The organism is Nonomuraea sp. NPDC052265, from assembly GCF_044547985.1.
GTDB lineage: Bacteria > Actinomycetota > Actinomycetes > Streptosporangiales > Streptosporangiaceae > Nonomuraea.
The window spans coordinates 114,311-131,604 of the sequence record NZ_JBIUBJ010000022.1 but is presented as its reverse complement, the minus strand read 5'-3'; the positions used below and the strand labels follow the sequence as shown (position 1 = coordinate 131,604).

Annotated in this window: 16 protein-coding genes; 4 read left to right on the top strand and 12 right to left on the bottom strand. The window is 73.3% G+C overall.

The window, feature by feature from the left end:
- Nucleotides 1–88: 88 nt before the first annotated feature.
- From ACIHAD_RS40660 to ACIHAD_RS40645, 4 genes are all read right to left on the bottom strand, one after another.
- The gene (locus ACIHAD_RS40660) at nt 89–709 is read right to left on the bottom strand and encodes a LysE family translocator (RefSeq protein WP_397360125.1); all 621 of its coding nucleotides are present in this window, start codon (nt 707–709) and stop codon (nt 89–91) included.
- 17 nt (nt 710–726) lie between these two features.
- Nucleotides 727–1,674, bottom strand: coding sequence for a quinone oxidoreductase family protein (locus ACIHAD_RS40655; RefSeq protein WP_397360124.1), 948 nt, complete (start codon nt 1,672–1,674; stop codon nt 727–729).
- Nucleotides 1,675–1,759: 85 nt separating this feature from the next.
- Nucleotides 1,760–2,671, bottom strand: a complete 912-nt coding sequence (locus ACIHAD_RS40650; protein ID WP_397360123.1) for a virginiamycin B lyase — start codon at nt 2,669–2,671, stop codon at nt 1,760–1,762.
- On the bottom strand, nt 2,665–4,224 hold the full coding sequence (locus ACIHAD_RS40645; protein WP_397360130.1) for an ABC-F family ATP-binding cassette domain-containing protein: 1,560 nt from the start codon (nt 4,222–4,224) through the stop codon (nt 2,665–2,667). The genes ACIHAD_RS40650 and ACIHAD_RS40645 overlap by 7 nt, the downstream gene beginning before the upstream one ends.
- 70 nt (nt 4,225–4,294) lie before the next feature.
- Here ACIHAD_RS40645 and ACIHAD_RS40640 point away from each other — a divergent pair, with 70 nt between their 5' ends.
- Nucleotides 4,295–4,882, top strand: coding sequence for a TetR/AcrR family transcriptional regulator (locus ACIHAD_RS40640; protein ID WP_397360122.1), 588 nt, complete (start codon nt 4,295–4,297; stop codon nt 4,880–4,882).
- 113 nt (nt 4,883–4,995) lie between these two features.
- Here ACIHAD_RS40640 and ACIHAD_RS40635 read toward each other — a convergent pair whose 3' ends face one another.
- The 8 genes from ACIHAD_RS40635 to ACIHAD_RS40600 are packed head-to-tail and all read right to left on the bottom strand — an operon-like array spanning nt 4,996 to nt 12,435.
- A complete protein-coding gene (locus tag ACIHAD_RS40635; protein ID WP_397360121.1) occupies nt 4,996–5,145 on the bottom strand; it encodes a hypothetical protein in 150 nt (49 codons plus the stop codon).
- Nucleotides 5,146–5,191: 46 nt separating this feature from the next.
- Nucleotides 5,192–6,829, bottom strand: coding sequence for a serine/threonine-protein kinase (locus tag ACIHAD_RS40630; protein WP_397360120.1), 1,638 nt, complete (start codon nt 6,827–6,829; stop codon nt 5,192–5,194).
- Nucleotides 6,830–6,854: 25 nt separating this feature from the next.
- Entirely contained in the window at nt 6,855–7,799 is a 945-nt protein-coding gene (locus tag ACIHAD_RS40625) for a hypothetical protein (RefSeq protein WP_397360119.1), read from the bottom strand.
- A 54-nt stretch (nt 7,800–7,853) separates the two neighbouring features.
- Nucleotides 7,854–8,558, bottom strand: a complete 705-nt coding sequence (locus ACIHAD_RS40620; RefSeq protein WP_397360118.1) for an HAD family hydrolase — start codon at nt 8,556–8,558, stop codon at nt 7,854–7,856.
- A complete protein-coding gene (locus tag ACIHAD_RS40615; RefSeq protein ID WP_397360117.1) occupies nt 8,551–9,621 on the bottom strand; it encodes an ABC transporter ATP-binding protein in 1,071 nt (356 codons plus the stop codon). Before ACIHAD_RS40615 ends, ACIHAD_RS40620 begins: the two co-directional genes overlap by 8 nt.
- Complete coding sequence (locus ACIHAD_RS40610) at nt 9,618–10,472, bottom strand: ABC transporter permease (protein WP_397360116.1); 855 nt, start codon at nt 10,470–10,472, stop codon at nt 9,618–9,620. The genes ACIHAD_RS40615 and ACIHAD_RS40610 overlap by 4 nt, the downstream gene beginning before the upstream one ends.
- A complete protein-coding gene (locus tag ACIHAD_RS40605; RefSeq protein WP_397360115.1) occupies nt 10,460–11,284 on the bottom strand; it encodes an ABC transporter permease in 825 nt (274 codons plus the stop codon). The genes ACIHAD_RS40610 and ACIHAD_RS40605 overlap by 13 nt, the downstream gene beginning before the upstream one ends.
- A complete protein-coding gene (locus ACIHAD_RS40600) occupies nt 11,281–12,435 on the bottom strand; it encodes an ABC transporter substrate-binding protein (protein ID WP_397360114.1) in 1,155 nt (384 codons plus the stop codon). Before ACIHAD_RS40600 ends, ACIHAD_RS40605 begins: the two co-directional genes overlap by 4 nt.
- Nucleotides 12,436–12,547: 112 nt before the next feature.
- On the opposite strand from ACIHAD_RS40600, the gene ACIHAD_RS40595 reads away from it, so the two are divergent.
- The 3 genes from ACIHAD_RS40595 (at nt 12,548) to ACIHAD_RS40585 (ending at nt 17,293) form a co-directional block, all read left to right on the top strand.
- Complete coding sequence (locus tag ACIHAD_RS40595) at nt 12,548–13,294, top strand: GntR family transcriptional regulator (protein ID WP_397360113.1); 747 nt, start codon at nt 12,548–12,550, stop codon at nt 13,292–13,294.
- A 79-nt stretch (nt 13,295–13,373) separates the two neighbouring features.
- Entirely contained in the window at nt 13,374–13,640 is a 267-nt protein-coding gene (locus tag ACIHAD_RS40590; protein WP_397360112.1) for a DUF6504 family protein, read from the top strand.
- A complete protein-coding gene (locus tag ACIHAD_RS40585; RefSeq protein ID WP_397360111.1) occupies nt 13,640–17,293 on the top strand; it encodes a DNA polymerase III subunit alpha in 3,654 nt (1,217 codons plus the stop codon). The genes ACIHAD_RS40590 and ACIHAD_RS40585 overlap by 1 nt, the downstream gene beginning before the upstream one ends.
- The last annotated feature ends 1 nt before the right edge of the window (nt 17,294 follow it).

Sequence of the window (17,294 nt, the reverse complement as noted above, 5' to 3'; positions counted from 1 at the left end):
GGACTCGAAGTCCGGTCGACGAGAGTGCTCACTCACCAGCGGCTACCAGGCACCGAGTCTGCCAGCGAGGCCGACCCGGTAGGTCCCATTAGTCGTGAAGGGCGAGCCGGAGCCCGAACCCGACGATGACCACGCCGGTCACCCGGTCGAGGATCCGCCGTACGCGGGCCGACCTGAGGACGTCGCTCATCAGCGCGGCGAACCCGATCAGCACCGTGCTCCACAGCAGCCCCTCGGCCACGTGCACCCCGGCCAGCAGCAGCCCCATCGCCGCGTGCGGCGCCCCGGCCGGGATGAACTGCGGCAGCATCGCCACGTAGAACGCCCCGACCTTGGGGTTGAGCAGGTTCGTGAGCAGCCCGCGCCGGAACCCCCTCCCGAACCCGAACGCGTGCTGCCCGTCCTCCTCCTCGCCGGCCCGCGCCTTGGCCAGGAGCATGCGCACCCCCATCCACACCAGGTACGCCGCCCCCGCCCAGCGCAGGACGTCGTAGGCCAGCCGCGAGGCCGCCAGCAGCGCCGACAGCCCCGCCGCGGTGAGCACGCCCCAGACGAGGGTGCCGAGCTGGATGCCCAGCACCACCCCCCAGGCGGCACGCCTGCCCACGAGCAGCGACGTGCGCAGGGTGAGAGCCGTGTCGAGCCCCGGAGTGATCGTCAGGAGCGCGACGACGGCAGCGAACGACCAGACCGCCGCATTGATGTCCACAAGGGGTGAGCGTAGCGCTAGGGAATCAACAGCAACTTTCCGGTCGTACGCCGGGCGGCCAGGTCCTCGTGGGCCCGGCCCGCCTCGGCCAGCGGGTAACGCTCGGACACGTTGATCCTGAGCTGCCCGGAGGAGATCCAGCCGAACAGGTCGGCGGCCCGCCAGAGCAGTTCCTCCCGCTCGGCGATGTAATGAACGAGCGTGGGCCTGGTCAGGAAGAGCGAGCCGCTCCGGTTCAGCACCTGGGGGTCGATCGGCGGGACCGGGCCGCTGGCCGCGCCGTAGAGGGCCATGACGCCGCGCGGGCGCAGCGCCTCCAGGCCGCCGTCGAACGTGGTCCTGCCGACCCCGTCGTAGACGACGTGGATCCGGTCGCGCAGGGTGGCGGCGAAGTCGTCGTAGCGCAGCACCTCGTCGGCGCCGGCCTCGCGGGCCAGCTTCTCCTTCTCGGGCGTGGAGACCGTGCTGTAGACCTTGGCGCCGCGCAGCTTGGCGAGCTGGATCAGCAACTGGCCCATGCCACCGGCGCCGGCGTGCACCAGAACCTCGTCACCCTCCCTGACCTCGTACGTCGAGTGGGTGAGGTAGTGGGCGGTCATGCCCTGGAGCATCGCCGCCGCCGCCACCTCGGCGGACACGCCGTCGGGCACCGGGACCAGCCGGTCGGCCGGCACCACCGCCTTGTCGGCGTAGCTCCCCAGCACACCGGCCCAGGCCACGGTGTCGCCGACGGCCACCTCGCGCGCCCCCGGCCCGACGGCCGAGACCACGCCCGCCCCCTCGGACCCGATCGGGCTCGGCAGGGAGAGCGGGTAGGCGCCGGAACGGTGGTAGATGTCGATGAAGTTGACCCCGCTGGCCGCGACGTCGACCACGACCTCCCCGTCACCCGGCACCGGATCGGGACGCTCGACGTACTCGAGAACCTCTGGACCGCCCTGGGCGGAGACGATGATGGCATGCATCCCCCCAGTCAACTCCGCCCCTCCCACCCACCGCCACCCCACCCCACGCCCCACTCACAACGCACCGCCACACGGCGCTCCCGGCTCACCGGTTCGGTGAGGACGGGGTGATGCGGGCCAGGGCGCCGGCTTCCAGGGCCACCCAGATCGCTCCGTCGGGCCCGACCGTCAGCCCGTGCGGCTCGCTGCCCTTTGCGGGCCCCGGATCGCCCTCCCCGGCGGTCGCGGACGAGGGCACCGAGGGCAGCGGGTGCTCCTCGATCGCGCCGTCGACCGTGATGCGGCCCAGGCGCCCGGTGGCCCACTCGGTGAACCAGAGCGCGCCGTCGGGACCGGCCACGATGGCGTGCGGACGGCAGGCGCGATCGGGCAGCGGGAACTCGGTGATCTTCCCGGCCGGATCGATCCGGCCGACCTGCCCGGCGCCGATCTCCACGAACCACACCGCCCCGTCGGGCCCCAGCGTGATGCCCACGGGGGCGGCCCCCTCGGTGGGCAGCCGATGCACGGTGACCTCCCCGGACAGCGAGATCCGGCCGACGGCGTGGCCCTGGTTGATCGAGAACCAGAGCGCGTCGTCGCTGCCCACCGTGATGAAGGCGGGCATCCCGCCCTCCACCGGTACGTCGAAGTCGGACCGCTCGCCCGCGCCGTCGATGCGCCCGATGCGCCCGCTGCCCATCTGGGTGAACCACATCGCCCCGTCGGGCCCGGCGACGATCCCGTACGGCGAGTCGGCCGCGTACGCGGTGATCCGGCCGTCGCCGGTGATGCGGCAGACCCGGCCGCCCTTGCTCTCGGTGAACCACATCGCGCCGTCGTGACCGGGCACGATCACGGTGGGCTGCCCGTCGGCCGGGTCGAGCTGGTGGATCACCGGGTCGTGCCCCGGCACCAGCCTGCCGACGCGGCCCTGGTGCGCGAGCGTGAACCAGAGCGCGCCGTCGGCGGCGGTGGCCACGCCGTAGGGCGCGCCTTCGGGAATCATGGTCAACATATGTGCCCCCCCGTAAGTCGGATTTCGGTGCCTGAGAAATGCCGCCGCAGCGCGCGGTCGTGCGTGACCATGACCACCGCGCCCGGGTAGGCGGCGAGCGCGTGGTCGAGCTCGTCGGCCAAGGTCGGCGACAGGTGGTTGGTCGGCTCGTCGAGCAGCAGCAGGTCGTGTTCCCGGATCAGCAGCCTGGCCAGCGACAGCCGGCGCCGCTGGCCGACCGAGAGCGCGCCCACCTTCTGGCCGAGCACGTGCGGCGGGAAGAGGCCGGTGTCCAGCAGGGCCGCGCGACGCTCGTCGGCGTAGCCGTCGTGCCCGAACGCGGCCAGCACGGTCAGGCCGGGGTCGAGGTCGTCGTCCTGGGCGAGGTGGCCGGCCCGGCACCCGGCGCGCTCGGCCATGATCCGCAACAGCGTGGACTTGCCGGCCCCGTTGGGCCCGCTGACCAGCACCCGCTCGCCGGGCCGGACGGTCAGCGACTCGACGTGGAGCCGGTCGCCGACGTGGACGTCCCGCAGCTCCACCAGGGGCGTGCCCGGACCGTCGCCCGCCGGAGCGGGACGGCGGAAGGCGGCCCGGAAGCGGAGCGGGGCCAGCGGGCGCGGGACCGGGTCGTCCTCCAGGCGGCGCAGGCGTTCGTGGGCGTTGCGCACCCGGGCGGCGACCGAGCTCTGGACACGGCCCGCGTTGCGGTCGTAGGCCATCTTGTTGTTGTCCTTCATGGCCCGCCCGGCCGCCACGCGGTGGGCGGTGGTGGCGGCGTGCTCGCGCACCTGCCGGACCTCCTCCCGCCAGGCCGCGTACGCCTGCTCCGCCCGCGCCCGCGCCGCCGCCTTGGCGGCCAGGAAGCCGGTGTGGCCGCCGCCGAAGCGGGTGACGGCCCCCTCCTCGACCTCCAGGACGGCGGTGGCCACCCGGTCGAGGAAGACCCGGTCGTGCGAGACGACGACCACCGGCCCCCGATGGCCGCGCAGCCGCTCTTCGAGCCAGGTCAGCGCGGGCTCGTCGAGGTGGTTGGTCGGCTCGTCGAGCAGCAGCGTGGCGGGGTCGGCGGCCAGGACGCAGGCCAGCCCCAGCCGGGCGCGCTCGCCGCCCGACAGGCTCGACAGCACCCGGTCGCGGGCGACGTGCGCCAGGCCGAGGCCGTGGAGGGCCTTGTCGACACGCGCGTCGGCCTCGTAGCCGCCGCGGGCCTCGTAGGCGGTCAGCAGCTCGCCGTACTCGCCCATGACGTCGTCGGTGAGCGCCGACTCCAGCTCGCGCAGCCGCCGCTCCATGGCCCGCAGGCCGGCGAGCGCGTGGTCGACCGCCTGCCGGACGGTGTGACCGAGCGGCAGGCCGAGGGTCTGGCCGAGGTGGCCGACGTCGCCGGTGATCGTGATCTCGCCGTCGTCGGGCCGCTCGACGCCCGCCAGCAACCGGAGCAGGGTGGACTTGCCGGAGCCGTTCTCGCCGACGACGGCCACGCGCTCGCCGGGCCCCACGGACAGGGACACGCCGGTGAGCACGGCGCGGTCGCCGTACGACTTGCCGAGCTTGCGAACGTTGATCAGGATGGAACTCCAATCGCAACTGTTGTAGCGTTAGTTTGACACAGGCGAACCACAAACGCAACTGGAGTAGTTTTTGGAGCCGAGCAGACGTCCTGGAGGGCGCAGCGCGCGGGTGCGCGACGCCGTGCGCCAGGCGACCCTGGCCGAGCTGGCCGCCCGCGGTTTCCGCGGCCTGACGGTCGAGAGCGTGGCCGAGCGGTCGGGCGTGCACAAGACCACGGTCTACCGGCGGTGGGGCAGCGTGGAGGGCCTGATCTCCGACGCCCTGGAGCTGGCCAAGGACGAGCCGTGGCCGATCCCCGACACCGGCAGCGTCCAGGGCGACCTGCGGGCGATCGTCCAGCTCGTCCGCGGCGGGTTCGCCGATCCGGAGATGGGGCCGGTGTCGTCGGCGTTCGTGGCGGCGGCCGTCCAGAACCCGGAGGCGGCGCGGGCCCTGCACGAGTTCTTCATGGCCCGGCACGACCAGTCGGCCGAGGTGGTGCGGCGGGCCGTCGCCCGCGGCGAGCTGCCCGACGTCGTCGACGTGCGGGAGGTGATCAGGGTGGCCGTCGCCCCGGTCTACTACCGGCTGTTCGTGGCGCACGAGCCGGTGAGCGAGCGGGACGCCGACCGCGCCGCCGACGCCGCCCTGGCCGCCGCCCGCGCCGGAGTCCTCTGAGAGCCCCCGATCAGCGCGACGACCGGAGAGTTCCGGTCAGCGGCGGCCGAAGGGCCCGGTCACCGGCCGCGTCCGCGAGGAGCCGGTCAGTGACGGCGGCCGTGAGGGGCCGGTCAGTGGCGGCGGGGGCGGAGTCGGTCGAGGAAGCGCCGGGCCTTCTCCTGGTTCTGCGGGTCGCGGGCCATGCGCTTGGCCTTCTCCACGTTCTGCCTGCCTTCAGGGCTGCGCAGGTACGCGCGCACCCGGTCCATGAGCTTCGCCATCCGCATCCCCTACCCCGATGGCCGTCATGAACGCGGGCCCGCCCGCCTAGGGTTCCTTCTGCCCCCGCAGCTCGAAGTCGTCGAACGTCATCTTCAGCGACGACTGGCTGTCCTTGGGCGTACGCGCGAACAGCCCGACGTACCCGTTGCCGAGCCCGTTGGGGTCGTCGGCCTGCTGCACCCGCTTGTCGTTCACCCACATCGTCAGCCGCACCGCCGCGCCGCGCTGCTCGCACGAGGCCACGATGCGCACGCGGCCCTCCGGCTTGGCCACCTTGGCGGGCTGGGTCAGCGTGCCGCCCGCGCCGTCGTACACGCGGCGGATCCGCGCGTTCCCCTCGGTGTCCAGGCCGAACTCGTAGTAGGTGTCGTCGTCGTTGACGTTGTGGCAGTAGATGCCGTACTCGCCGCTGCCCGCGTACTCCCGGATCTCGGCGGTGACGCCGACGACCACCGACGCCGGCAACATCGGCGTCGGCGTGGCCGAGGGGGCGGGGGTGTTCGTGGGCGTGGCGACCAGGAAGGGGATGGGGGCCTTGGCCCACTGCTCCTCGCGGCCGTCCTCCACGTCGAGCCCGTACGTGCCGTCCGTGCGGTAGCCCTTGCTGCCCGTGGAGGTGGGGTCGTACGTGCCGAGCCAGCCGCCGGAGGTCTGCGTGAAGTCCTCGCGGTACAGGACGCCCAGGTCGTCGGGCGGCCCGGCCGGGCTGAGCACCGCCCAGGCGGCCGCCGCGCCGGCCACGAGCACCGCCGCGGCGGCCGCGCCGATCCCGGCCAGCCTGCCGCGCCGCTTCGCCGCCGTGTCGGCCGTCGGGCGCGCGACCTCGGTGAACGGCGTGGTGGCGTGCTGCCAGGCCACCTGCACGGTGTGCGCCGCCTGCTCGGGCGCCGCCGAGCGGCCCACGAGGTGGTCGAGGAGCTGCTGCGCGGTGGGCCGCACGGCCGGGTCCTTGCACAGCGCGGCCCCGACCAGTTCGCGCAGGCCGGGATCGACGTCGTCGAGGCGGGGCTCGGTGTTGAGCACCTGGTAGACGATGGCGGGCAGCGTGTCGCCGCCGAACGGCGCCCGTCCGCTCGCCGCGAACGCGATCAGGCAGCCCCACGAGAACACGTCGCAGGCGGGCGAGACCGGCTCGCCGCGCAGCACCTCGGGGGCCATGTACCGGGGCGTGCCGACCAGCTCGCCGGTGCCGGTGACGCCGCCCAGCGTGTCGAGCGCCCGCGCGATGCCGAAGTCGATCACGCGCGGCCCCACGGGGGACAGCAGCACGTTCGACGGTTTGAGGTCGCGGTGGACCACCCCGGCGCCGTGGATGGCGGTGAGCGCGGTGGCCACGCTGACGGCCAGCGCGTCGAGGCTGGACCCGCGCAGCGGCCCCGACTGGCGGACGGCCTCCTCCAGGTTGGGGCCGGGCACGTACTCGGTGACCACGTAGAGCAGGTCGCCGTCGAGCGCCGCCTCGATCACCGCGGCGGTGCAGAACCTGCGGACCCGGCGAGCGGCGTCGGCCTCCCGGCGGAAGCGCATCCGGAACTGCTCGTGCTGGCTGAGTTCCGGATTGATCACCTTGATGGCGACCTGCTGCCCGGCCGGGTCCTCGGCGAGGTGGACGGTGCCCATGCCTCCTCGCCCGAGCAAGCTCAGCAGCCGGTAGCGCCCGATCTGGGATATATCACCGCTCACGGCGGCCCAGCTTACCGATTGTCGGCTATCCGCCGCAGATCTCACAGGCGATGCGTGTACGCCGCGCGTACGACCAGGCCGCCACGGCCATCCCGGCGCCCCACACCACGTACCCGGGCACGGCCACCCAGAAGAACGCCTCGGGCAGGTCGCCCCCGGAGAACGGCACGCCACCGCCGAGCCGTTCGGCGGCCATCTGCCCCAGCGCCACCCCGAAGTAGGCCAGCAGCCCGCCGGACACTCCCACCCCCGGCCACAGCACCAGCCGGCGCGGCACCGGCCGTCCGGCCAGCCACGGCACCCATCCCGGCCACACCCGCCCGAACCGGTGGACGAGCGCCAGCGGCAGCAGCGTCCCGGCGAGCAGGAACTCCACCTCGAACGCCACCGCCCCCGCGCGGTAGGGCACGACGTCGAAACCCACGGCCGCCTGCGCCGCGATCCGCGCCAGGCAACCGGCCACGGAGACGTAGGCCGCCGCGAAGGCCCACCCCGGCGTACGGGCGAGCGTCCGGGACGAACGCGGGCCCCGCCCGCACGCCTCGCAGACCGCCGCTGCCCGCCGCCGGTAGGCCACGGCCGACCGCCAGAGCAGCACCCCCGAGCCCACGCAGGCCGCCTTGCTGAGCGCCCCCGCCCACGAGAACGGGATGCCGAGCCCGGGGACGACCGCGGACACCACGTCCAGCAGCAGCAGCGCCCCCGACACGATGAGCGCGCCGCCGACCGCCCACGCCAGCACCGGCGGCGCCCATCCGAGCGGGCCGTCCGGACGCACGGCCATCATGACCACCAGCGCCGCCGCGGCCGCCGCGCACAGGCCCACCGCCGCCCAGCCGGTGAACACGATCAGATCGGGCCCGATCGGCGACATGCGCGCCGGCATGTGGCCGAGCTCCCAGTAGACGCGCAGGCCGCCGTAGAGGACCACCAGCGCGAGTGCCACGACGGGCGTCCTGACAATGCTCATGACCGGCATCCTGCCGACGCCGGCGGGTCCGTCCCTCCCCTGCGGGAGGCGTGCTCATCCCCCGTGCGGGGGAGCGCCGCGCAGCGCGGCGCGCACGCGGGCCAGCCCGTGGGCGGGGTCCACCGCCAGCACGCGGCAGCCCGCGGCCGTGGCCGCGGCCACGCCCGCCGGGCTGTCCTCGACGGCCACGCACCGCGCCGGGGCCACCCGCAGCCTGCGGGCCGCCTCCAGGTACGGGTCCGGGTGCGGCTTGCCGCGGGCGGTGTCCTCGTCGGCGATCACCAGGTCGAACGCGTGCCCGAGCCGGGGCAGCACCAGCTCCGCGATGCTGCGGGGGGAGGCGGTCACCAGAGCGGTCGGGACGGCGGCCGCGGCCAGCTCGGCCAGCAGCTCCGGCGCACCCGGCACGACCGTCAGCCCCACCCTGACGCGCTCGGCGAACGCCTCGGTGAGCGCCTGCGCCACCCCGGCCGGGGTGGCGGCGAAGGATCGGGCGGAGGTCCCGGCAGAGGGCTCGGCTGAGGTCCCGTCCATCAGGTACGCGGCCGTGTCGCCCACCGTGCGGCCCGTGACGTGCGGCGCGTCGGCCGTCGTCAGCGAGCGCCCCAGCGACCGGGCCACCGACGCCGCGGCCTGCCACCAGAGCCCTTCGGTGTCCACCAGCGTGCCGTCCATGTCGAACAGGACGGCGTCGAACAGAACGGCGTCGAACCGGCCGGCGTCGAACGGGACGGGGTCGGGGGGGAGCGCCTCAGGCATCGGCCGACAGGACCGGCGCGGGCGCCGTGACCGTACGGGCGGCCACCAGCACCGGCCGCTCCACCAGCCGGACGGTGACGCGGGCCCCCGCCCCCAGCCGGGCCGCCTCGTGCCCCGGCACGTCGGCCAGCACCTCGCCGCCCGCCAGCGACAGCCGCAGCCGCACCGAGGCCCCGCGGAAGGACGCCGCCAGCACCTCGGCGCGCCCGTCCGGCTCGGGCGTGACGCGTACGGCCTCGGGCCGGATCAGCACGTCCACGTCGGGCTCGGCGGGCACCGGGCCGTCCACGGGAAGGAGCTGGCCCAGCACGGTCACGCCGTCCCCGGAGAGCCGCCCGGCCAGGTGGTTCATGGCCCCGACGAACTCGGCGACGAACGGCGTGGCCGGGCGGTCGTAGACCTCGGCGGGCGGCCCGCACTGCTCCAGCCGCCCCTCGCGCAGCACCGCGACCCGGTCGGCGATCGACAGGGCCTCCTCCTGGTCGTGGGTGACGAAGACGGTGGTGATGCCGAGGTCGAGCTGCAGGCGGCGGATCTCCTCGCGCAGCGCCACGCGCACCTTGGCGTCGAGGGCCGACAGTGGCTCGTCGAGCAGCAGCACGCGCGGTTCGAGCGCGAGCGCGCGGGCCAGGGCGACGCGCTGCTGCTGGCCGCCGGACAGCTCGTGCGGGAAGCGGTCGGCGTGCGAGGGGAGCCCGACCAGGTCGAGCAGCTCGGCGGCCCTGGCGTGCCGGACGGCCGCGGGCGCCTTGCGTACGCGCAGGCCGAAGGCCACGTTGTCGCGGGCGTTGAGGTTGGGGAAGAGCGAGTACGACTGGAAGACCATCCCGGCGTCGCGCTTGTTGGCGGGCACGTTCGTGATGTCCTTGCCGTCCAGCAGCACCGCGCCGGAGTCGGGCCGCTCGAACCCGGCCACGCAGCGCAGCGCCGTCGTCTTGCCGCAGCCCGACGGCCCGAGCAGGGCGACGAACTCGCCGGGGGCGATGGTCAGGTCGAACCCGTCGAGCGCGACCGTCCTGCCGAACACCCGGCGCAGCCCGCGGAACTCCACCTGAGCGGTCATGATTTCTTCCTTCCACTGAAGACGGTGGAGACGGCGAGCAGCAACGCCCAGATGAGCAGCAGGCTGAGGATGGAGACCGCGACGGAGAGCTGCCCCTTGGAGCCGGAGACGGTCACGATCCACACCGCGAACGGCTCGTACCCGAGCAGGCTGGCCACCGTGTACTCGCCGAGCACCAGCGCGAGCGTCAGGAACGACGCGCTGGCCAGGGCCGAGCGCAGGTTCGGCACCACGACCCGCAGCAGCACGTGCGGCCAGGACGCGCCCAGGTTCCGCGCGGCCTCGACCAGCGTGCGCACGTCCATGGTGCGCAGCCCGGCGTCCAGCGAGCGGTGGACGAACGGCAGCACCAGCACGACGTAGGCGAGCACGAGCACGACGGGGAACCCCGGGTCCTGGATCGCGATCAGCGTGCCCCAGAACGGCGTCGGCGCCAGCACGTCGGCCCCGTCACGCAACGAGGTCGTCAGCCCGGCCACGAACGTGATCGGCGGCACCACCAGCGGCAGCGTGCACAGCACCTCCATCACCGGCCGCAGCCGCGGCGCGAACAGCCGTACGGCCAGCATCGCGGGCAGCGCCAGCAGCAGGACCAGCACGATCGTCGCGGCGGCCAGCGACAGCGACATCAGCAGCGAGCGCGCGAAGCCCTCGGCCGTCAGCAGCTCGCCGTAGGCGGAGAACGACACCCCGGTGGCGGGGTTGTGGATCGTGTACCAGAGCGAGGCCCCGAGCGGGATCAGGAAGTAGGCCGCGGCCAGGGCGAACACCAGGCCGCGCCACCAGCGGGGCCGCGCGGGCGGTTTCGCCGCCGCCACGGCGACGGGCTCCAGCCCGGTCAGCGCAGCCATCGGGAGCTCCTCCTCTGCAGCGGCAGGTAGATCGCCATCACCAGGCCGGCCACCACGATCATGTCGAGGCTGAGCGCCAGCGCGATGTTCTCGTAGCCGACCAGCACGTCACCGGTCAGCGCGCTGGCGATCTTCAGGGTGACCAGCGGCACGACGGTGCCCACCATGGCGTTGGCGGTCGCGTACGCCGAGAACGCCGACCCGAACAGCAGCACCACCCCGCCCAGCATCGCGGGCGCGAGCACCGGCAGCGCGACGAAGCGCCAGTAGTGCCAGGCGGTCGCGCCGCTGTTGGCGGCGGCCTCGCGCCACTGGGGCTTCAGCCCGTCCAGGGCGGGCGCCATGACCAGCACCATCAGCGGGATCGCGAAGTACAGGTAGACGATCACCAGCCCCCAGAACGTGTACAGCGACCCCGACGGCAGCCCGACCAGGCCGCTGATCACGCCAGAGTTGCCCAGCGTGGCGATCCAGAAGAACGCCAGCGGCACCCCGCCGAAGTTGGCCAGCACGCCCGAGGCGGTCAGCACGGCCTCGCGCAGCAGCGTGAAGCGCGAGGTCACCACGGCGTAGGCGAGGAACGTGCCGAGGACGGCCCCGGCCAGCGCCACCACGGCCGACAGCTTGACGCTCCCGGCCATGGCGACGAGGTAGCCGCCCTGGAGGCTCTGCGCGAGGTTGGCCAGGCTCGGCCGCCCCTGCGCGGTGAACGCCCCCGCCACCAGCGCCACCGCGGGGACGCCGAAGACGAGGGCGAAGAAGGCCAGCAGGGGCAGGGCTCCCGCCCAGCCCCTGGAACGCGAGCGGGTCATCCCGAGATCGCGGCGTCCCAGCCGCTGGCCAGCTTGGCCTTGGCCGCGTCGACCTGCTCGGGCGTGGGGAACTCGGGCGCGCCCTCGACCTGGGGCAGCTTCTCGGCCAGCGCCTTGTCCACCGTGCCGTCGGAGGTCATGGACGGCAGCAGCACCGGACGGGCGAAGCCCTTGAGGTAGAGGTTCTGGCCCTCGGCGCTGTAGAGGTACTCCTGCCACAGCCTGGCCGCCGCCGGGTGCGGGGCGTCCTTGTTGACGGCTTGGGCGTACATCTGGAAGTACTTGCCGTCGGTCGGCACGTTCACCTTCCAGTCGAGGCCCTTGGTGGCCATCTGGGGGGCGTAGGCGGCGTTGTTGTAGTCCCAGTCGATGCTGATCTGGGTCTCGCCCTTCTCGATGGTCGCCGGGGTCGTCTCGACCGGGTTGTAGTTGCCGGCGTCCTTGAGCTTCTTGAAGAAGTCGATGCCGGGCTGGATGTCGTCGAAGGAGCCGCCGTTCGCGATGGCGGCGGCGTACACGCCGGCGAAGGCCGAGCCGGACTTGGTCGGGTTGCCGTTCATCGCGACCTTGCCCTTGTACTCGGGCTTGAGCAGGTCGGCGTAGCTGGTCGGGCAGTTGGCGATCTTCTTGGCGTCGCAGCCGATCGAGACGTAGCCGCCGTAGTCGTTGGTCCAGAGCCCGGTCGGCTCCTTCTGGCCCTCGGGGATCTTGTCGAACACCTGCACCTTGTACGGCGCGAACAGCCCTTCCTTGGCGCCGCTGATCGCGAACGACTGGCCGAGGTCGAGCACGTCGGGGGCGCGGTCCTGGCCCTTGCGGGTCTTGACGGCGTTGATCTCGTCCGCGCTGGCCGCGTCGGGCGTCTCGCTCTCGATCTTGATGCCGTACTTGGCCTCGAACGACTTGATGATCTCGCCGTAGTTGGCCCAGTCGGGCGGCAGCGCGATGACGTGGAGGTTGCCCTCCTTCTTGGCGGCCTCGACGAGCTTGTCGAAGCCGCCGAAGTCGGCGGCGGAGGCGGCGGTCGCCGCGTTCGTCCCGCCTTCGGCGGTCTTGGTGGTCTGCTGGCTGCTCGGGGCGGCGCCACACGCCGCGGTGACAACGGTAAGGGCCGCGATGACGCCGGCCGTACGGGCGCGAGGTGTGAACACGTCGCCTCCACTCTCCGGGGGGTGTGGAAAGAACCTAAGGGAACTTGTACAAACAAGCGAGCACCAGTAAGTCGCATAAACATTGCTCTTTCATGAATGGAGAGGGACGCGAATGGTTGCGCGCTATGAACGGATAGCCGCTGAGCTGCGTGATGACATCCTCACGGGCGCGTACCCGGTCGGCTCCCAGCTCCCGAGCGAGGCCGAGCTGGCCACCCGCCACCGCGCGGCGCGCGGGACCGTGCGGCAGGCGGTGGCCGTGCTGGTCGCCGAGGGGCTGGTGGGATCGCGGCAGGGCGCCAGGCGCATCGTGCTCGGCAACGCGCGCAGCCAGAGCTTCGCCGAGCTGCACAGCTTCGCCCAGTGGGCCAGGGCCAACGGCTACCGCATCGGCGGCCAGGTGATCTCCCAGCGCCGCCGGTCCGCCACCGCGCCCGAGTCCGCCAGGCTCGGCACGGGCGAGGTGCTGGAGGTGCTGCGGCTGCGCTCGCTGGAGGGCGAGCCCGTCCTGGTCGAGCGGACCGTCTACGCCGGATGGGTGGCCCCCGCCGTCGAGGCGCTGGCCGCCGACTGCGCGTCCGTCACCGAGGCCCTGTACGACTCCGTCGGCCTGATCTTCGCCTACGGCGAGCACCTCATCGACGCCGTGCCCGCGGGTGCCGAGGACGCCCGGCTGCTGGGCGTGCGGCGCGGCAGCCCGCTCCTGCGCCAGCGCCGCGTCACCACCACCCACGAGGGCCGGCCGGTGGAGTCCTCCGACGACAGGTACCGGGCGGGCAGCGTCACCTTCAGCATCCGCAACTCGATCGGCGCCAACCCCCTGACAAGGCGGGCGGGCGACTTGCGTTTCGGGCCGTAAGAACATATGTTCGATACATAAGCGCCCGTCTTCCCCCGGGTGGCTCAGCAAAGGAACCAGAGCCGCGGGGAGAAGCGTCTTGAGCAGACTCTATGGCGATCCGATAGAGGTGTGGACCAGAGACGGCGAGCCGACCCAGTTCGTCTGGCGCGACCGGCTCTACCTCGTCCGCGACGTGCTCGACCACTGGGTCGTGGCGCGCGAGTGGTGGAAGACCGGCGAGGGTGACCCCGGCGAGCGCCGCTTCTGGCGGGTGGAGGCGAGCCCGGGGCGCGAGGTCGGCTCGTACGAGCTGCGTTACGACACCGCCGGGAACGGCTGGCTGCTGCTGCGGGCGTGGGACTGATGGCGTCCCCGTTCCCGCACCTCGACGTGGCCTCGGCGTACTCCATGCGGTACGGCACCGCCTTCCCGCGCGCCCTGGTGGAGCGGGCGTCCGAGCACGGCATGGACATCCTCGCGCTGACCGACCGCGACGGGCTCTACGGCGCGGTCAAGCACGTCCAGGCGTGCGCGGAGGCCGGGATCGCCCCCGTGGTCGGCGTGAACCTGGCGCTCGACGTCCCGGCCGCCGCGCCGGCGCCGGGCCTGCGCGCGCCGCGTCCCAGGAGCGGGCCCAGGAGCGGGCCGGACGCCGAGGACCGGGTCACCGTGCTGGCCCGCTCCGGCGGCTGGTCGCGGCTGTGCCGCCTGGTCACCGCCGCGCACGCCGACGGCGAGCGCGGCGCGCCCAAGGTGACCCGCGAGCTGGTCGGCGCCTGGGCGGGGGAGCGGGGCGGCGACCACGGGTTCGGCGCCGATGACGGGCTCGTGGTGCTGCTCGGGCCGCGCTCCGACGTCGGCCGCGCGGTCGCCGAACGCCGCGACGAGCACGCCAGGACGCTGCTCGGCCTGTGGCGCGCCGCCGTCCCCGGCGTGGTGGTCGAACTGGTCGACCAGTACGGCTTCCGCGACGCCACCACGGCCGTCCGCATGCTCGGCCTGGCCGAGTCCGCCGGCGTGCCGGCCGTGCTGACCAACGCCGTCCGCTACCTCGACCCGGCCGACCACCAGGTGGGGGACGTGCTCGACGCGGCCCGCCGGCTCGTCCCGCTGCACCCGCGGCACCTGGAACGCACCACCTCGCACGCCTACCTCAAGAGCACCAAGGAGATGTGGCAGGTGGCGGCCAAGGTCTGCGGCGCCGACCGGGAGCGGGTGGCCCGGCTGCTGTCCACCACCAGGCGCCTGGCCGAGGCGTGCGCGATGGACCCGCTGCGGCTGCTCGCGCTCAGGAACGACCCGCCCGACCTCAACCTGCCCGAGATCGGCCGCGACCCGGTGCCGCTGCTGCGCAACCGCGTCGAGGACGGCCTGGTCAGGCGCGGCCTCGACGGCTCGGCGCAGGCCAGGGAACGCCTGCGGGCCGAGCTGGACGTCATCGAGCGCAAACGCCTGTCCGGGTACTTCATCGCCGTGGCCGGCATCACCGACATGATCCGCGGCATGGACATCCGCTGCGCCATCCGCGGCTCGGGCGCCGGCAGCCTGGTCAACTACCTCATCGGCATCGGCGAGGTGAACCCGCTCGACCACGGCCTGCTCATGGAGCGCTTCCTGTCGGAAGGACGCGTCGGCCTGCCCGACATCGACGTGGACGTGGAGTCGGCCCGCAGGCTCGACTGCTACAAGGCCATCTTCGAACGCTACGGAGAGGCCCGCGTGGCCTGCGTGTCCATGATGGAGACCTACCGCGCGCGCAGCGCCATCAGGGACGTCGCCGGCGCGATGGGCCTGCCGCCGCACGAGATCGACGCCATCGCCAAGGCGTTCCCGCACATCAGGGCCAGGCAGATCACCGCGTCCCTGGCCGACCTGCCCGAGCTGCGCGAGAGCCGACTCGGCGAGGCCGGGCTCGACCGGGTGTTCCGGCTGGCCGAGCGGCTCGACGGGCTGCCCAGGCACATCGCGCTGCACCCGTGCGGCGTGCTGGTCGGCAACTCGGGCCTGCGCGACAGGACGCCGGTGGAACGCAGCCTGCTGGAGTTCCCGATGTCCCAGTTCGACAAGGACGACGTGGAGGAGGCCGGCCTGCTCAAGCTGGACGTGCTGGGCGTGCGGATGCAGTCGGCCATGGCGTACGCGCTGAGCGAGATCAGACGCGTGGACGACATCGAGGTCAGGCTGGACGAGCAGACCGGCGACGACCCCGGCGTCGAGTACGTCCCCCACGACGACCAGGAGACCTACGACATGATCTGCGCCAGCCGCACGCTCGGCTGCTTCCAGATCGAGTCGCCGGGCCAGCGCGAGCTGGTGGCCAAGCTGGAGCCGCGCCGGATGCACGACCTGATCGTGGACATCTCCCTGTTCCGGCCGGGGCCGGTCAACTCCGACATGGTCACCCCGTACCTGGAGGCCAGGCACGGGTGGCGGCAGCCGTACTACCCGCACGAGCGGCTGCGCGAGGCGCTGAAGGAGACGCACGGCGTGGTCGTCTTCCACGAGCAGGTGCTGAAGGTCATCTCGGTGATGACGGGACGCGACCTGTCCTTCGCCGAGACGCTGCGGCGCACCCTCGGCACGCCGGAGGGCAGGGAGCGGGTGCGCAAGGCGTTCGTGCCGCTGGCCAGGGCCAACGGGTTCGGCGACGCGGCGGTGGAGCGGGCCTGGAAGGTGCTCGACGCGTTCGGCTCCTTCGGGTTCTGCAAGGCGCACGCGGCGGCGTTCGCGCTGCCCACCTACCAGTCGGCCTGGCTCAAGCGGCACCACGCGGCGGCCTTCTTCGCCGGGGTGCTCACCCACGAGCCCGGCATGTACCCGCCGCGCGTCATCATCGACGAGGCCCGGCAGTGCGGGGTCGAGATCCTGCCGCTCGACGTCAACGGGTCCGGGAAGGACTGGCGGGTGGAGCGGCTCGGCCCGCGCCCGCCGCTGCGGCTGCGGGTGAGCCCGTCGGAGCTGGGGGAGGAGCGGCGTCCGGTGCGGCAGGAGTTCAGGATCGGGGAGATCGGCCGCGGTTACGCGCTGCGGGTGCCGTTCTCGGCGATCAAGGGGGTGAGCGAGGCGGAGGTCGAACGCATGGTGGCCGGGCAGCCGTACACGTCGCTGGCCGACTTCTGGGACCGGGCCCGGCCCTCGCGCCCGACCATCGAGCGCATCGTCCAGGTCGGCGGCCTCGACGCGCTGCACGGCCTGCGTCCCGGCGGTCCCCGCTGGCGTCCGGGTGAGCTGACCCGGCGCGACCTGATCGCCCAGGTGGGCGCGCTGGAACGGGCGTCGTCGATCGGCGTGCGCTCGGCCGCGCCCCGGTCCAGGCGCTACACCGCGGCGGCGCCCCGTCCCCGGGCCGAGCAACCGTCCACGCAGCTCCCGCTCGGCTTCGGCGAGCACCTGCCGCCCGGCGAGCTGCCCGAGATGACGGAGACGGAGATGGTCGAGGCCGAGCTGGAGATCCTGGGCATCGACGTCAGCCGGCACGTCATCAGCTTCCACGACGAGCTGCTCGACGCGCTCGGGGTCGTGCGCTCCAAGGACCTGCTCGCCCAGCGCAACGGCGCGGAGGTGCTGGTCGCCGGGGTGAAGGTGGCCACCCAGACGCCCGCCGTGCGCTCGGGGCAGCGGGTCATCTTCACCACCCTCGACGACTCGACGGGGCCGATCGACCTGACGTTCTTCGAGTCGGTGCAGGGCAGGTGCGCGGCGACGGTGTTCGGCTCGTGGCTCATGCTCGCCAGGGGAGTGGTCCGCCGTACGGGGGCCCGCGCGGTCTCCATGCGCGCCGTGGACTGCTGGAACCTGACCGACCTGGACGCGCTGTGGCGCGCGGAGGGCGTAGAGGCGGTCCGCGCCCTGCTCGACCAGGCCCCGGAACAGCGGCCGGGCGTCGGCGGACGGAAGATCGAGTACGCCAACGGCTTCAGGCTCTCGCCCTACTCCGACCTCGGCCCCGCCATCGCCGCCCCGCCCCGGCAGCTCTGGCACGCCAGCCCCGGCAGCTCGGGCCCGACGGCGGCCTGAC

Coding starts and splice junctions, on each gene's coding strand:
- ACIHAD_RS40655 (WP_397360124.1), bottom strand. CDS start 1,674: ATGCATGCCATCATCGTCTCCGCCCAGGGCGGTCCAGAGGTTCTCGAG.
- ACIHAD_RS40650 (WP_397360123.1), bottom strand. CDS start 2,671: ATGTTGACCATGATTCCCGAAGGCGCGCCCTACGGCGTGGCCACCGCC.
- ACIHAD_RS40635 (WP_397360121.1), bottom strand. CDS start 5,145: ATGGCGAAGCTCATGGACCGGGTGCGCGCGTACCTGCGCAGCCCTGAA.
- ACIHAD_RS40625 (WP_397360119.1), bottom strand. CDS start 7,799: ATGAGCATTGTCAGGACGCCCGTCGTGGCACTCGCGCTGGTGGTCCTC.
- ACIHAD_RS40620 (WP_397360118.1), bottom strand. CDS start 8,558: ATGCCTGAGGCGCTCCCCCCCGACCCCGTCCCGTTCGACGCCGGCCGG.
- ACIHAD_RS40615 (WP_397360117.1), bottom strand. CDS start 9,621: ATGACCGCTCAGGTGGAGTTCCGCGGGCTGCGCCGGGTGTTCGGCAGG.
- ACIHAD_RS40610 (WP_397360116.1), bottom strand. CDS start 10,472: ATGGCTGCGCTGACCGGGCTGGAGCCCGTCGCCGTGGCGGCGGCGAAA.
- ACIHAD_RS40605 (WP_397360115.1), bottom strand. CDS start 11,284: ATGACCCGCTCGCGTTCCAGGGGCTGGGCGGGAGCCCTGCCCCTGCTG.
- ACIHAD_RS40595 (WP_397360113.1), top strand. CDS start 12,548: ATGGTTGCGCGCTATGAACGGATAGCCGCTGAGCTGCGTGATGACATC.
- ACIHAD_RS40585 (WP_397360111.1), top strand. CDS start 13,640: ATGGCGTCCCCGTTCCCGCACCTCGACGTGGCCTCGGCGTACTCCATG.